The sequence below is a fragment of the Natronospirillum operosum genome, from assembly GCF_004768465.1.
Classification (GTDB): domain Bacteria; phylum Pseudomonadota; class Gammaproteobacteria; order Pseudomonadales; family Natronospirillaceae; genus Natronospirillum; species Natronospirillum operosum.
In genome coordinates, this window is record NZ_SRMF01000010.1 from 16,325 (window position 1) to 30,475 (window position 14,151).

At 61.6% G+C, this 14,151-nt stretch carries 11 protein-coding genes; all 11 read right to left on the reverse strand.

Annotated elements, in window-relative coordinates; all coding sequences use genetic code 11:
* Positions 1-6 precede the first annotated feature (6 nt).
* The 11 genes from E4656_RS16955 to murJ all read right to left on the reverse strand — a co-directional run bounded on the left by E4656_RS16955 (position 7) and on the right by murJ (position 14,141).
* Positions 7-3,825 carry a pilus assembly protein gene (locus E4656_RS16955; protein ID WP_167856108.1) on the reverse strand — a complete coding sequence of 1,273 codons (3,819 nt, stop codon included), beginning with the start codon at positions 3,823-3,825 and terminating at the stop codon, positions 7-9.
* A 38-nt stretch (positions 3,826-3,863) separates the two neighbouring features.
* Entirely contained in the window at positions 3,864-4,376 is a 513-nt protein-coding gene (locus E4656_RS16960) for a pilus assembly PilX family protein (RefSeq protein ID WP_135484505.1), read from the reverse strand.
* Positions 4,377-4,386: 10 nt separating this feature from the next.
* Positions 4,387-5,487, reverse strand: coding sequence for a PilW family protein (locus E4656_RS16965; RefSeq protein ID WP_167856114.1), 1,101 nt, complete (start codon positions 5,485-5,487; stop codon positions 4,387-4,389).
* 59 nt (positions 5,488-5,546) lie between these two features.
* Positions 5,547-6,017, reverse strand: coding sequence for a type IV pilus modification protein PilV (gene pilV, locus E4656_RS16970; RefSeq protein WP_135484507.1), 471 nt, complete (start codon positions 6,015-6,017; stop codon positions 5,547-5,549).
* Positions 6,017-6,511: a GspH/FimT family pseudopilin gene (locus E4656_RS16975; RefSeq protein WP_167856109.1), complete on the reverse strand. Its 495-nt coding sequence runs from the start codon at positions 6,509-6,511 to the stop codon at positions 6,017-6,019. The genes pilV and E4656_RS16975 overlap by 1 nt, the downstream gene beginning before the upstream one ends.
* A 252-nt stretch (positions 6,512-6,763) precedes the next feature.
* The gene (gene ispH / locus E4656_RS16980) at positions 6,764-7,777 is read right to left on the reverse strand and encodes a 4-hydroxy-3-methylbut-2-enyl diphosphate reductase (protein ID WP_135484509.1); all 1,014 of its coding nucleotides are present in this window, start codon (positions 7,775-7,777) and stop codon (positions 6,764-6,766) included.
* Positions 7,778-7,795: 18 nt separating this feature from the next.
* Positions 7,796-8,242, reverse strand: coding sequence for an FKBP-type peptidyl-prolyl cis-trans isomerase (locus E4656_RS16985; RefSeq protein ID WP_135484510.1), 447 nt, complete (start codon positions 8,240-8,242; stop codon positions 7,796-7,798).
* Complete coding sequence (gene lspA / locus E4656_RS16990) at positions 8,239-8,772, reverse strand: signal peptidase II (protein ID WP_135484511.1); 534 nt, start codon at positions 8,770-8,772, stop codon at positions 8,239-8,241. The genes E4656_RS16985 and lspA overlap by 4 nt, the downstream gene beginning before the upstream one ends.
* Complete coding sequence (gene ileS / locus E4656_RS16995) at positions 8,765-11,572, reverse strand: isoleucine--tRNA ligase (RefSeq protein WP_135484512.1); 2,808 nt, start codon at positions 11,570-11,572, stop codon at positions 8,765-8,767. Before ileS ends, lspA begins: the two co-directional genes overlap by 8 nt.
* Before the next feature lie 6 nt (positions 11,573-11,578).
* A complete protein-coding gene (gene ribF / locus E4656_RS17000; RefSeq protein ID WP_167856110.1) occupies positions 11,579-12,523 on the reverse strand; it encodes a bifunctional riboflavin kinase/FAD synthetase in 945 nt (314 codons plus the stop codon).
* Positions 12,524-12,602: 79 nt separating this feature from the next.
* On the reverse strand, positions 12,603-14,141 hold the full coding sequence (gene murJ / locus E4656_RS17005) for a murein biosynthesis integral membrane protein MurJ (RefSeq protein WP_135484514.1): 1,539 nt from the start codon (positions 14,139-14,141) through the stop codon (positions 12,603-12,605).
* Positions 14,142-14,151 lie beyond the last annotated feature (10 nt).

Below are 14,151 nucleotides of genomic sequence, written 5' to 3' on the forward strand. Positions count from 1 at the left end.
TGCTCCTCATCGCAACTGCTCCCAGCCTATGCGGCCCACGGTGCCCGGATCACCCAGCATGCCGGGACTGGGGTCGCCGTCACCGTCCGGATCTATGGGCTGGATAATGTGTTCCACCCCGTCTTCATCCTGCACTGTGGTCAGGCTTTCGCCCTGGCTGACTCCGCCGACCCCGGACACCGGCACCTCTATGGTGCTATTCGGATCATCCGGGTCCGGTATGGTCACGGTGTCCTCGTCATCGAACTGGCCGTCGCCGTCCAGATCAAACACCGGTCGCGACGGGCGGGATCCGGACAGCATGTCCAGTTCCATCACATAGCCGAAGCGCCCGGTGCCGCACGGGTCCACATCCGGAATCAGGGTGGTGAACCTGACGCCGTAGCGGCCCGGGCTGGTAATGACACTGGGCCGGCTGACCACGCGTTCACCTACGTTGGTGTCGTCATAGTCCAGCTCGAAGCGCCAGCCGTGCTCACCGGCATCGCCTTCACTGGTGGCCCGCAGCGCCGCATAGACCAGGGTTTCGCCATCAGGACCGACTTCGTAGTCCTGTTCCTGCCAGATAATGCGCTGCACCTGCAGTTCGTCATCGTCGAGCTCACTGCCATCACTGTCGAACAGCCCGTAGAAGGTCTGCACCTGTACCGAACCGGCGTCCGAGCGTCTGAAATAGCTGCCGGTACCAAAGGACAGGATCAGGGTGTCGGCAATATAGGGATGCGGCAGACCAACCGCCTGCGAGGTGATCGGTTGCGGGTCCCCGTCGGGGTCCGTGGCCTGGAATATCCGGTCCGCCTCCCAGTTGTCCGGGCTGCTGTGCAGATCCAGACGCCAGAGGTTGCCCTCCAGATCGCCGACATAGGCCCGGCTGGCAATGCGGTTGCGCTCCGGCCAGCCGGTCAGATAGGGCGCGGCCATGCCATTGGGATTGTCTGCATCACCGACACCGCTGCTCACTTCGCGAATCAGCTCGCCGGTTTCCGCATCGACAAAGAACAGGGAGGATTCGCCGCTGTCGCCGCCATAGCCATTGCCGAACACCACGGCCCAGCGTTCATTGTACAGCCGCACCAGAGAGGCATTGGTGACCCCATAGCCCAGGTTCTCGTGGGTAAACTCCCAGCGCACGCTCTCGTCATCCACCGCGCTGGGGTCGGTCACATCAATCAGGAAGACGGCGCGGCCGCCACCCCCCATGGTACCGACCAGCAGCGTCCGCCATTCACCGTCCACAAAGGCATCGGACACCGTTGGCGTCCCATCCACGAAGTACCTGTGCTCGTAGCGGGTTTCCATCAGGCGGCTCAACGGCGAATGATCACGTTCCAGTTCGGGTTCCAGCAGTACGCCGGGAATATAGGAGAAGTACTCCTCTCCGCTGTCGGCATCGAAGCCGTACAGACGGCCGTCATTGGCCCCCACATAGACTGCATTGGGTCGATTGCGGTACTCGTCGCTGATGCGAAAGGCCGAATAGGAGGTCTCGGGCCCATCCTGCAGCAGGGCATAACCGAAGTTGGGTCGCCCCACATACTGCGGGTCGGAATTGACAATATCGCCCAGCAGGTTGGTCTGGTCGTTGATGTCGGTGCGGGAGCGGAACCCGGCCAGGCCTTCCTCACCGCGCAGCCATTCCACCCGGTCGTCCGAGCGTTCATCCCGGACATTGCCTGCACTGTGGTTCAGCGCCTCGCGCTGGTCATTGCTCAGATTGCCCCAGGTAAAGGGTCGGGCATCCTCCAGATCCGGCCGATAGGTCAGGATGTTGCGCTGCCAGGGCAACTGGTCATTCAGCGTTACAGCGGCCTGCCAGGCGGGCTCGCTGGGGTCGTCCAGATCATAGGCTTCCAGGTTGCCGCTCCAGTTCGAGCTTTCAAAACCGGCCTGGAACACCACGCTGTCGGTGTCCAGTCGGGTCGAGTTGACAGCCACTGCGGCCACATTGCTTTCCATCTCGGAAATGATGCGACTGAAGGCCTCTTCCAGAGCGCCTACCATCTGGCCGGCAGCCCCGGCCAGAAAGTAGTTGTCCGGGCGCTCGAACTCTGCGCCGGCGTTGGTCCCACCGAAGGCCACCAAAGTCTCGTTGTTGGTATGCCACCAGGACTCTTCCAGTTCGTCCAGATCATTATCGAACGGATCAAAATCTGCCGGCACATCGAAGCCGCCGTACTTGGTGGCCAGGAAGAACTGGTTGCGGCTGGGCGCTTCCAGTATCTGGTTCTCCAGCACGTCTACCCAGTAGGTGCTCATGCTCTGACGGCCGTCCATGTCCGGACGCAGGTCTCCGGCATTGGCCAGGTAGGCCAGCCCTGCCATGTAGGCCGAATTCTCGCGGCCGGTCCAGCTGTTGTTGTTGCCGATATTGCCGATGCCTTCAAGCTGACCGACAAAGTTGGTGGCGCTGATGACATTGATCCAGTCATCGGCAGCCACTTCCGGCGGCATCGAGGGCTCGTCGCTGCGATACAGGTTGTTGCCGGGCAAGTTCTTGTCCCGGTGGGTGTAGACATCACCAATGCCCAACGCCACATTGGGCTGGCACATGAACTGCACCGGGTCATCCAGATCTTCCCAGTCGGTAATCACCGGGAAGCCATCGGCATAGTCATAGCGCTGATTGACCGGAATACCCGCCATGCTGCTGTAACTGCTGACATCGGTCAGACCGCGCATGTAGCGGATGGCGGCATAGAAGAGCTCACTGACCGGGTCGGTACTCTTGTGGTTCTTGTCGGTCATCTGACCGAACTTGTTGATGTAGTTGATCACCCCGCTGTCTTCGATGGTGATGTTGAACGCATCGGAGGTCGCATCGGCATCGTCCGGATCCGGGTTGCGGAACTGCACCCCGGTATTGGCATCCCATTCCGCATTGGGGTTGGTCACCAGCCCCTCGCCCGGCACCGGCATCAGGGGGCCGACATACTTCTTGCGCGCCCGCAGCACACCGCCATCGCGTTGACTGTCATGGTCATTGAGATAGCCCATGACGCTGTAGCGGATATTGGCGGCATTCTCCTGAATCAGACCTTCCGGCTTCCAGCCGTCATCATATTGCACACAGTTGCTTTCCAGCCCCACTGTGTCATCACAGACACTGACCCGCACCGTCACATCATAGGCTTGATCGGTCCAGTTGGTGTCACCGAGAGCATCCTGTGCCGGGTTGTAGGGCGTGCCGCTGTTGACATCATTGTTCTGGATATGGAAACGCAACCGGTTGTCCAGTCCATCTACCCGGAACCGTATCCAGTTGGCATCGAAGGGGGTGGCACCACGCACGATGCTGCTGTCATTGCCGGTTTCGGGCAAACGTCGCCTGGGGTAGATGTTCTCGCCGCCCTGGCCGTCATGCCGCGCCTTTTCCAGCCATGTGGTGGTGGCGGTATCCCGTACCCGGTAACCCCCGGTCAGCGCCTTGCGAAAGGGGTCCACCGTCTGTGTGGCCACCCAGTTGAGGAAGTTGCCGCTCCACTCGCCATTGCATTCGCGGTCACTGGCATCGCCACTGGGTTCGAACCGGCGCTCGGATTCATCAGCATGGTAGATGTACTCATAGCACTTGTCGGAATCGAAATAACCGACAAACTCGGTATCCGGTGAATAGGTAGTGTCGATATTGGCCACACTGTTGATGGTCGGCCACTCCACCGAAGGCACCAGAGCCAGGTTGCCCGACACATCCACATTGTCGAGAAACAACGGTGTCTGGGCGATGTCGTCAACCAGCTCATTACTCGTCGCCGCCAGGCTGACGCTCAGGGTCATAGCCGCCAGCAGGGTCCTGGCAACCGGTTTGCTACCGCATTGGGAAACCATGGTTTCTCCTCCTCCATGCAGGGCGGCCGGAAAACAACTCATTCCGGCACCCGAACCGTGGACTGCAGTACCACAAATGTCTCGGTTGTGCGCCCGGTACCCCGGGCCGTCACACTGAATATTTCGTCACACTCGACACCGCCGCCGGTGAGGTCGTCATCGGCACTGCAGATGTCACCCCGCTTGGCAATGTGGTAGAGCGGCGCCTGCACGTAGATATCGGCCCCGAGGCTGTCCTGCAGATCGTCCAGTGTCTCAACATTGTCCGAGTCCAGGTCCAGCTCTTCCGGACTGTCCAGCGGATCATTGCCGAGAAACGACGCCGGGTCGCTCATCAGCGCCTGCTCGCCCCGGCGCATGGCATTCTCTGCCACATTGAAGGCTTCTTCGACATCGCGCTGATTGGCCGACATGCGCTCCTGCAGTATGGTGCCCTGCATGGCGCTGACGCCCAGCAGGGTCACCGCAACCAACAGCACCAGCGCCACCAGCAAAGCAGCGCCCTGCTGTTGTGACACTCGCGCGCTGTGACTTGTTGTGCGTGCAGTCATCTGTCGCTCCTCAGCGCAGGCGGTTGCGCAGGCCCAGCGTCTGCGCGGCCTGCAGTCTCATGAAGCGGTCACCATCTGGGTCGGCCGGGGTACCCCCGGAAGGATTGATTTCCGTCCCCAGCAGGTTGAACACCCGCGTGTTCAGCTCGGCAGAAGCCGGAGCCTCGGAGCGCATCAGCAACGCAACCCGGGCACTGACCACGTTCTGCCAATCGGTGACCTCATCCGCGGGGCGATAAGCCTCGGCAACCACTGCATTGTTGCTGCCGGCCTCGCCGTACAGGACCTGCATGCTCTCCACGCCGCGGACCAGTTCTATCGCAGCGGTTCCGTCGGCGCCATCAAGTCGCTGACTGAACAGCGCCGGCTGATCATCGCTGAGGCCGACATAGTAGGCGCGGATCTGATAGTGGAATATTTCGCTGGCGGGATTGGTCGGAAATGAAAGCCCGTTGGCCGTATTGCCAGAGCTGCTGAAAGTCAGGGCATTCTCCGAGTTGTTGGTGTTTCGGGCCAGATTGCCGCTAGTGCAATTGCCGTCGGTGACCAGGGCCACCCCACCCTGACCAATGTTATGTCCGGGGTTTACAGGTTGAGCTGCCGGATCACCAGCTTCCACCTCCGAGGTGTAACTGGCCGCCGATCGTTCCACCTTGGCCACCACCAGCACATCGGTACCATTGACTACGGCTCCGGCGAGCTCATCCGGCAACGCCAGGCCGGCACTGCTCGTCCAGTTGTCGGCATCGCCCACCTCATAATCATCGATGGTGCTCGTCTGGCCAGGGCCGGTGCCCGCATGTTCCCAGCCCAGCAGGGGCAGTTCGGTGAACAGCAGATTCTGCAGTTCGTTGCCCGCAGTAGCCACCCGGTTCTCGACGGCGGGCGCACAACCCTGGAACCCGGCCGAGCGTACATCCCGCTGCATTCGATTCAGGGCAAACCGCGCCTCTTCCTGCATCCGTGACAGGCTCTCGTTGGTTCTGAAGGTCTGGCTGGAACCGATAAACAGATTGGTGGCGCCGGCAATCAGAATCAGGCCCAGCCCCATGGCGACCAGCACCTCGAGCAGAGACAGACCTTTCTGGCGCCACGGTCTGTTCGCAGGCATTCGGCCTCGGCTGAAACCGGGGGCAAAGAAATGGCGATACGGGAGGCGGTTGTTCATGCTCATAACTCGCTCACCAGAGTCACGGTTTCCGTGGGCTGACCGGCGCCGCCATCGTCACTGAGTTCGTCGACTTCCACCCAGCGCACGGTAATGGTCACCAGATCATCATTCAGCGTGACCCTGCCATTGCCGTCCGGCAGCAGGCAGCGCAGCGAATTCTGCCACTCGCCGATATCATTGGCGGCCACGCTGGTGCTGTTGTCGGGTGCCCAACTGGTGTTGCAGTCGGCCGGATTGTCCATGAACGGCAGCGGGGCATAGTCTTCGATATTGTTGCGGTTGGCGCGCAGTCGCTCCATCATGTCGGAGGCTAGGAACACCGCCTGCGTGCGGCCCTGAGCATGCTGGTTGCTCTGCATGGCATTGCCCAGCAGGGCAGCCAGACCCAGCAGGCCGACGGCCAGAATGACCACGGCCACCAGTACCTCGATCAGCGAAACGCCGCGTTGTCTTTCGGCAGCGGATAACATCAGCAGTCCTCCTCCGAGACAGCCGCCCGTCCGGACGGCCGCACCTGAATCTGACGCGCTCGGGGCTGACCGGCCTGACAGTTCGGGGGGGCGAAAGTAATGGAAATATTGTTGTCGTTGAGCCGTTCACCTGTGCGATTGAAGCGGATGCTGGTATCGCCGTTAAGGGTGACCTGGGCATTGCCGGGGGCATCGTACAGTCGAGTCGGGTTGCTGCAGTTGTCGTCCACGGCGACCACGCACCAGCCAGCGGCAAAGTCCGGGGTATTGTCACTGTTGTTGCGCGCCAGCACCTGGATGTCCGTACTGTTGCGTACGGCTTCGCTGCGGGCCAGAGACAGCGCAGTGACCAGATCATTGGTGGCCGAGCGCACGCGGCTGTTCTCCACCACAAGATTCATGTTCGGAACGGCAAGCAGGGCCAGGATGCCGACCAGGATGACGACCATCATCAGCTCCAGGATACTCAGACCCTGCTGTCGGGCGGCCTGCATTGACCGCAGCTGTCTCCTGCCTTGCATGCGCACTGAGCTGTCTCCGCCATGGGTTCGCAACCGGGCCGGCAGCAAATACCGACCCGACAGTGATGAACTGATCTGCGTTGACAGCTTACAGACACAACAGGGACAGACCACCGAGATGCTGCATCAGCGGTCAATATCGGGGGATGAGTGGCAAGAAAAGGAAAAAGTTGCGACCGCCGTCACAAAACGACGGCGACCGGGAGAGGCCGGAGAGCATAGACCTCAGGAGATGTTGCGCGCCTCAATGCGCAATTCACGCGGCAGGCTGAACACCACACTTTCGGGCGTGCCTTCCAGGTTGCGCACACTGCAGGCACCCTGCGCCTGCAGATGCTGCACCACGGACTGCACCAGTACCTCGGGTGCCGAGGCGCCCGCAGTCACACCCACGACCGGGTTGCCTTCGAGCCAGCGGTTGTCGATCTGTTCGGCCGAGTCGACCAGATAGGCCCCGCAGCCCATGCGTTCGGCCAGCTCGCGCAGGCGGTTGGAGTTGGAGCTGTTGGGTGAGCCCACCACCAGCACCAGATCACACTCGCGGGCCAGCGCTTTTACCGCATCCTGTCGGTTCTGGGTGGCATAGCAGATATCATTCTTGCGCGGTCCCTGGATGGCCGGGAAACGCTCGCGCAAGGCATCGATCACCTGGGCGGTGTCGTCCATCGACAGCGTGGTCTGGGTGACATAGGCCAGCCGCTCGGGGTTGTCCACTTGCAGGGCCTGCACGTCGTCCACGGTTTCCACCAGATACATGGTACCGCCTTCCCGGCTGTTGAACTGGCCCATGGTGCCTTCCACCTCGGGGTGCCCGGCATGGCCGATCAGGATGCACTCCATGCCTTCGCGGCTGTACTTCATGACCTCGAGATGCACCTTGGTGACCAGCGGGCAGGTGGCATCGAATACCCGCAATTCGCGCCTCTGTGCTTCTTCCTGTACCGCCTTGGAGACCCCGTGCGCGGAAAAAATCACCAGCTGGTTGGCTGGCACTTCGTCCAGCTCATCGACAAAGATGGCCCCCTTGTGCCGCAGCTTATCGACCACATAGCGGTTGTGCACCACCTCATGGCGGACATAGACCGGCGCCCCGTAGATTTCCAGCGCCCGGTCGACAATATCGATGGCCCGGTCGACACCGGCGCAGAAGCCTCTGGGGTTGGCCAGCCTGACTTCACTGGGGCCCCGGGGATGCTCGGCAGACGGGCTCTGTTCCGGATGATGGGTGTTCACGGTCATGTGTGTGACCTCCTGCCCTCAGGCGGCCGAAGTGGGTGCTGGCTGCACATCGATGATCTGCACGCGAAAGTGCAGCGTCTTGCCGGCCAGCGGATGATTGAAGTCGACTCTAACATAGTCACCATCAAGGGATAAAACCACGCCCGGCAGCTCGGCGCCGGCTGCATCGGCAAAGGACACCACCACACCGGGTTCCAGCGGGTAGTCGGCCCCAAACTGATGGCGACGGAAACTCTGGATGTTGTCTTCCCGGTGCAGACCGAAGGCATCCTCGGGGGCAATCTCGAAGCGTTCGGTGGCCCCGGGTTCCAGCCCCAGCAGGCAGTGCTCGAAACTGGCTGGCAGGTTCTCGTCGCCCATGATGAAGGTGGCCGGCCGGGTGTCGAAATTACTGTCCACAATCTCGCCGTCAGCCAGCGCCAGTTCAAAATGCAGTGTGACCTGAGACTCTGTCGTTATCTTCATGAAGAACCTGATGCCTTGCGTTGCTGGCGCGGCGCCAGCCAGAATGCATCGATCAGCAGCATGACGGCACCCGCAGATATAGCGATATCGGCCACATTGAAGGCCGGGAAATAGAAATCCTGCCAGTAGAACAGAATGAAATCTTCCACGTGCCCGTAGCGGACCCGGTCGACCGTATTGCCCAGCGCACCGCCCAGGATCAGGGTCAGGGTCACCGGCATCCAGCGCACAGTACGCGGCAGACGCAACAGCCAGATCAGCAGCACGATGCTCACGACCACCGCCACAATGGTGAAGAACCAGCGCTGCCAGCCGCCGGCATCAGCCAGCAGACTGAAAGCCGCCCCGGGGTTGACCGTGTAGATCAGGTCGAAAAAGCCCGGGATCACCGTCAGCCGCTCACCGAACACCAGGGTGGCAGATATCAGGTGCTTGGTCCACTGGTCGAGAATCAGCACCGCCACTGTGATCCACAGCCAATTGCCGTTGCGTTTGTGCAACCCGAAACGCCCGTTCAGCCCCTCAGGCATGGAGCCTCACCTCGCCCGCGCCGGCGACATTGGTGACACAGCGGCCACAGAGTTCGGGATGTGCAGGGTCGGCACCGACGTCGTCCCGGTGGTGCCAACAGCGTACACATTTCGGCTTCTCGGAGATGGTGGCAACAACCTTGAGGCCTTCGACGCCGGTGTCCTGAGCCTCTGCCGGTGCCTCGCCGATCGGTCTGACCGCCGCCTGCGAAGTAATCAGCACAAAACGCAGTTCGTCGCCCAGTTGTTCGAGCACGGAACGCATGTCGTCGGTGCAGTAGAGTGTCACCTCGGCACCCAGGCTGCCGCCCTTCATGCCTTCGGAGCGCATATGCTCCAGTACCTTGTTGGTGCCCTCTTTCGCCTTGATGGCCACTTCCCAGAAGTCATCGCCCCAGACGGTATCGTCTGCCAGCAGGCGTACGCCCTCATACCAGGTATTCAGAAATACCGATTCGGCCTTCTCCCCCGGCATGTGTTCCCACAGTTCTTCGGCCGTGAAGCTGAGAATGGGCGCAATCCAGCGCGTCATGGCATTGAAGATGTGATACAGCGCGGTCTGCGCACTGCGCCGGGACAGTGAATCCGCCTGTGTGGTGTACTGCCGGTCCTTGATGATGTCCAGATAGAAGCCACCCAGTTCCAGCACACAGAAGTTGTGCACGCGCTGATACACGTTCAGGAACAGGTAGTTGTCATAGTGCTGGCAGATCTCGTCCTGCAACTGCGCGGCGCGGTGCACCATCCAGCGGTCCAGCGCCAGCATGTCATCCAGCGCCACACTGTGCGCGGCCGGATCAAAGCCGTTCATGTTGGCCAGCATGAAGCGGCTGGTGTTGCGGATCCGCCGGTAGGCATCGCCGGTGCGCTTGATGATGTCCTCGGAACAGGTCATCTCGCCGCTGTAGTCGGTCGAGGCGATCCACAGGCGCAGGACGTCGGCGCCCATCTTGTTGTTGATCTCTTTCGGGTCCACCACATTGCCCAGCGACTTGGACATCTTGTGGCCATTCGGATCAACAGTGAAACCGTGCGTCAGCACCTGCTTGTAGGGGGCCTGATTGTTGATCGCAATGCCGGTCTTCAGCGAGGACTGGAACCAGCCACGATGCTGGTCCGAACCTTCCAGATACATGTCGGCCGGGTACTGGCCCAGTTCCGGGCGCTTGCGCAGCACGCTGTGGTGCGTGACCCCCGAATCGAACCAGACATCCAAAGTGTCGGTGACCTTTTCATAGTCGCCGGCCTCGTTGCCCAGCAGTTCGGCCGGGTCCAGATCCCACCAGGCCTCCATACCATCGACTTCGACCCGCTGTGCCACCTGCTCGATCAGCTCGGGCGTGCGCGGATGGATTTCACCCGTGGTCTTGTGCATGAACAGGGCAATGGGCACGCCCCAGGTGCGCTGGCGGGAAATACACCAGTCCGGGCTCTGGTCGATCATGCCTTCCATGCGCTGCTGGCCCCAGGACGGCACCCAACGAATGCCGGGAATGGCTTCCTGAGCACCTTTTCTGAGACCGTTCCTGGTCATGGACACGAACCACTGTGGCGTGGCGCGGTAGATCAGCGGCGTCTTGGTACGCCAGCAATGGGCATACTGGTGCTTGATTTCGGTGTGTGCCAGCAGAGTGCCGGTGCCTTGCAGGCGTTCGATCACGGCCGGGTCCACCTTGTACACATGCTGGCCGGCAAAGCCTTTGATATGGTCCCGATACAGGCCGCCGTCAGTCATGGGGTTGATGGTGTCGATGCCATACTGCTGACAGATCACAAAGTCATCCATGCCGTGGTCGGGTGCGGTATGCACACAGCCGGTACCGGCCTCCAGGGTGACATGGTCACCGACCAGCACCGGCACGCCATAGTCGTAGAAGGGATGCTTGAGACCGATGCGGTCCAGCGCATCGCCCCGGGCCCGGGCCACGATCTCGTATTGTTCCCAGCCGTAACGCTCGGCCAGGCTTTCGACCAGCTCGCTGGCCAGTACATAGTGGCTGCCACCGGCAGCCACCAGGGCATATTCAAGCTCGCGCCCGACGCTGACCGCCAGACTACTGGGAATGGTCCAGGGTGTGGTGGTCCAGATGACCACATGGGCCGAGGCCGGGGCGTCCACAGCAAAGGCTTTGCCCAGGGCGGCCAGATCGACTACCGGATAGGCCACGTCGATGGACTGTGAGGTTTTCTCCTTGTACTCCACCTCGGCTTCGGCCAGCGCCGACTCGCCCACTACGCTCCAGTAGACCGGCTTGTAGCCCTTGTGCAGGTGGCCGTTCTCGATGATCTTGCCCAGCGCCCGGATGATATCGGCCTCGACCCTGATATCCAGCGTCAGATAGGGGTTGTCCCAGTCACCGAAGACGCCCAGCCGCTTGAACGAGGTGCGCTGGCCGTCAATCTGTTGCAGGGCATATTCACGACACTTGCGGCGGAAGGTCTTGTGGTCCACCTTGTCGCCGGCACGGCCGATCATGGTCTCGACCTTGTGCTCAATGGGCAGACCATGGCAGTCCCAGCCCGGCACATAGGGCGCATCATAACCGGCCATGTTCTTCGACTTGACGATGATGTCCTTCAATACCTTGTTGACGGCATGACCGATGTGAATATCGCCATTCGCGTACGGCGGGCCATCGTGCAGGATGAATTTGGGCCGCCCGGCCGAAAACGCGCGAATCTTCTGATACAGGCCCATGGCCTCCCACTGCTTGAGACGCTCGGGTTCGCGCTGCGGCAGGCTGCCGCGCATGGGGAAATCGGTTTCCGGCAGGTTCAGCGTGGCTTTATAGTCAGTCATGGCCTTTCAGTCAGTCCTCTGCCCGGCGAATGCCTCGCGGGCGGTTGCGATATCGTTGTGAATCTGTTGTTTCAGCTCGTCCAGCGAGTCGAACTTGCGGGCGTCGCGTACCTTCTCGATGAATTCCACGATCAGCGGGCGCCCGTACAGGTTCGGATTGTGCTGCAGCAGGTGCACTTCAAGCAACGGGCCCAGGTGCGCAAAACTCGGCTTGACGCCGACATTGGCAATGGCCGGCATGCGCTCACCATCGGTTTCCAGGCGGGCCCAGACCCGATAGACCCCGTCGACCGCCCAGCGCTGATGCCCGATGGCGATATTCGCCGTCGGAAATCCGAGCTGCCGGCCCAGTTGCTGGCCGTAGATCACCTTGCCCGACATGCAGTAGGGATGCCCGAGCAGCGCTTCGGCAGTGGCAAAATCATTGCGCTGCAGCGCCTCGCGTATGGCCGTACTGCTGACCCGCTGGCGGGCTGCTATGAAGGAGCGGGTACCCACGGCGGTAAAGCCGTGTTCCCGGCCCAGGGCCTGCAGCAACTCCAGGTCACCCCGGCGGCGCGCCCCGAAGCGGAAATCATCACCCACCACCACATGGCGGGCCCGCAGGTGGCCGTGCAGACGTGCCAGGGCAAAGTCTTCCGGTTCTTCGGCTGCCAGTTCGGCATTGAACCGCAGCACCCAGACCCAGTCGATGCCCATATCACGCAGGGCAATCACCTTGTCACGCAGCGAGTAGAGTCGCGGCGGTGCGGCGGCTGCGCCCATGAAAAATTCCCTGGGCTGAGGTTCGAACAGCACCACGGCCGTATCCAGGCCATGGCTGCGGGCATAGTCCAGCAGGCCCTGCAGCAACTGACGGTGGCCCAGATGCACACCGTCGAAATTGCCCACAGTAACCACCGTATCGCGCTCGGGAGCCAGTCGGGGCTGTTGTCCTCGCAGTAACTTCACGGCGCACTCAATGCCAAAAGGTGCCGTATTATAACGGTCGGGGCACGGGAAGTGTAGGTCACAGCGCCCTGCATTTGCCTCAGCGCGTCAGGTGGCGCGGGCGCCAGCCCAGCAGGGCCAGCATGGCCACATAGACCACCAGCCCGACACCGATCAACGCCGCCAGTTGCAGCACCCGGGAGTAGAGATCGGCAAGCAGCCACCACTCCAGCGAGGGCGACAGCCAGTCCAGCACCCCGGCCATCAGCAACGCCGCCACCAGGATGGCCAGGGTGCGGGGATGCCGCAGCAGTTTGAGCGGCGCAAAATAGCCCTGCCGGATCAGCATCCAGGCCAGCAGGCCGGCATTAAGCCAGGCTGACAGCGATGTGGCCAGGGCCAGGCCGACATGCGCCAGCGGCCAGATCAGAATCAGGTTGAACACCATGTTGGCGACCAGGGCGGCGGTGGCGATCTTGACCGGTGTTTTCATGTCCTGGCGGCTGAAGAAACCGGGCGCCAGCACCTTGATCAGCATGAAGGCCGTCAGGCCCAGCGTATAGGCGCGCAGACTGCCGGTGCTCTGAGTAACGTCATAGGGTGTCATGGCCCCGTGGAAGAACAGGGTGCTGATGATGGGCGCGCCCAGTACCCAAAGCGCCACCGCAGACGGTATGCCCAGCAGCAGCACCATTCTGACCGCCCAGGCCAGGCCGTCGCGAAACGCTTCGCGATTGTCCTGTGCCGACAGCGCCGACAGACTGGGCAGCACCACGGTACCAATGGCAATACCGATCACGCCCAGCGGCAGCTCGGTAAGCCGATCCGAATAGTAGAGCCAGGCGACACTGCCGCCTTCCAGCCAGGAGGCCAGCACGGTATCCAGCAACAGATTGATCTGGCTGACACTGACCGCCAGCATGGCCGGAGCCATCAGCGCCAGAATGCGCCGCACCCCGGGATGACTGGTCTCCCATACCGGTTTCGGCAGCAGCGACAGCCGCCACAGAAACGGAATCTGGAACAGCAACTGCGCCATGCCGGCGATCAGTACCCCAAACGCCAGCGCATGCGCCGGCGTCTCGGCATAGGGCGTGAGCCAGAAGGCGGCGCCGATCAAGCTCAGGTTGAGCAGCACCGGGGTCAGTGCCGGCACCGCGTAGCGCCCATAGGTATTCAGAATGCCGCCGGCAAAGGCCACCAGCGAGATGAATCCCAGATAAGGGAAGGTCCAGCGGATCAGCTCAGCCGTCAAGTCCAGCTTGTCGGGGTACTGATGGAAACCGGAGGCAAACAGCCAGGCAATGCCCGGTGCCGCCACCCAGGCCAGCACACAGAGCAGAAACAGCGAGGCCCCGAGCACCGCCACCACTCGGTTGACCAGTTCCTGCACGGCCACCAGGCCACCCTGCTCCCGGTACTCCGACAATACCGGCACAAAGGCCTGGGCAAAGGCACCCTCGGCGAACAGCCGCCGGAAAAAGTTGGGTATCTTGAACGCCACATAGAAGGCATCTGCCGAATTGGTGGCCCCCAGCAGGTTGGCCATGACGACATCGCGCACCAGGCCCAGCACCCGTGATACCATGGTGCCGGCACTGACAATCAGTGAACTTTTTAGCAGTCGGGCGTTGGCCATTGCAGTCGGT

Excerpts from the sequence above, each read along its gene's own strand:
- E4656_RS16960 (WP_135484505.1), bottom strand. The coding sequence starts at position 4,376 with ATGACTGCACGCACAACAAGTCACAGCGCGCGAGTGTCACAACAGCAG.
- ileS (WP_135484512.1), bottom strand. The coding sequence starts at position 11,572 with ATGACTGACTATAAAGCCACGCTGAACCTGCCGGAAACCGATTTCCCC.
- E4656_RS16965 (WP_167856114.1), bottom strand. The coding sequence starts at position 5,487 with ATGCCTGCGAACAGACCGTGGCGCCAGAAAGGTCTGTCTCTGCTCGAG.
- E4656_RS16955 (WP_167856108.1), bottom strand. The coding sequence starts at position 3,825 with ATGGTTTCCCAATGCGGTAGCAAACCGGTTGCCAGGACCCTGCTGGCG.
- murJ (WP_135484514.1), bottom strand. The coding sequence starts at position 14,141 with ATGGCCAACGCCCGACTGCTAAAAAGTTCACTGATTGTCAGTGCCGGC.
- E4656_RS16975 (WP_167856109.1), bottom strand. The coding sequence starts at position 6,511 with ATGCAGGCCGCCCGACAGCAGGGTCTGAGTATCCTGGAGCTGATGATG.
- lspA (WP_135484511.1), bottom strand. The coding sequence starts at position 8,772 with ATGCCTGAGGGGCTGAACGGGCGTTTCGGGTTGCACAAACGCAACGGC.
- ispH (WP_135484509.1), bottom strand. The coding sequence starts at position 7,777 with ATGACCGTGAACACCCATCATCCGGAACAGAGCCCGTCTGCCGAGCAT.
- E4656_RS16985 (WP_135484510.1), bottom strand. The coding sequence starts at position 8,242 with ATGAAGATAACGACAGAGTCTCAGGTCACACTGCATTTTGAACTGGCG.
- pilV (WP_135484507.1), bottom strand. The coding sequence starts at position 6,017 with ATGTTATCCGCTGCCGAAAGACAACGCGGCGTTTCGCTGATCGAGGTA.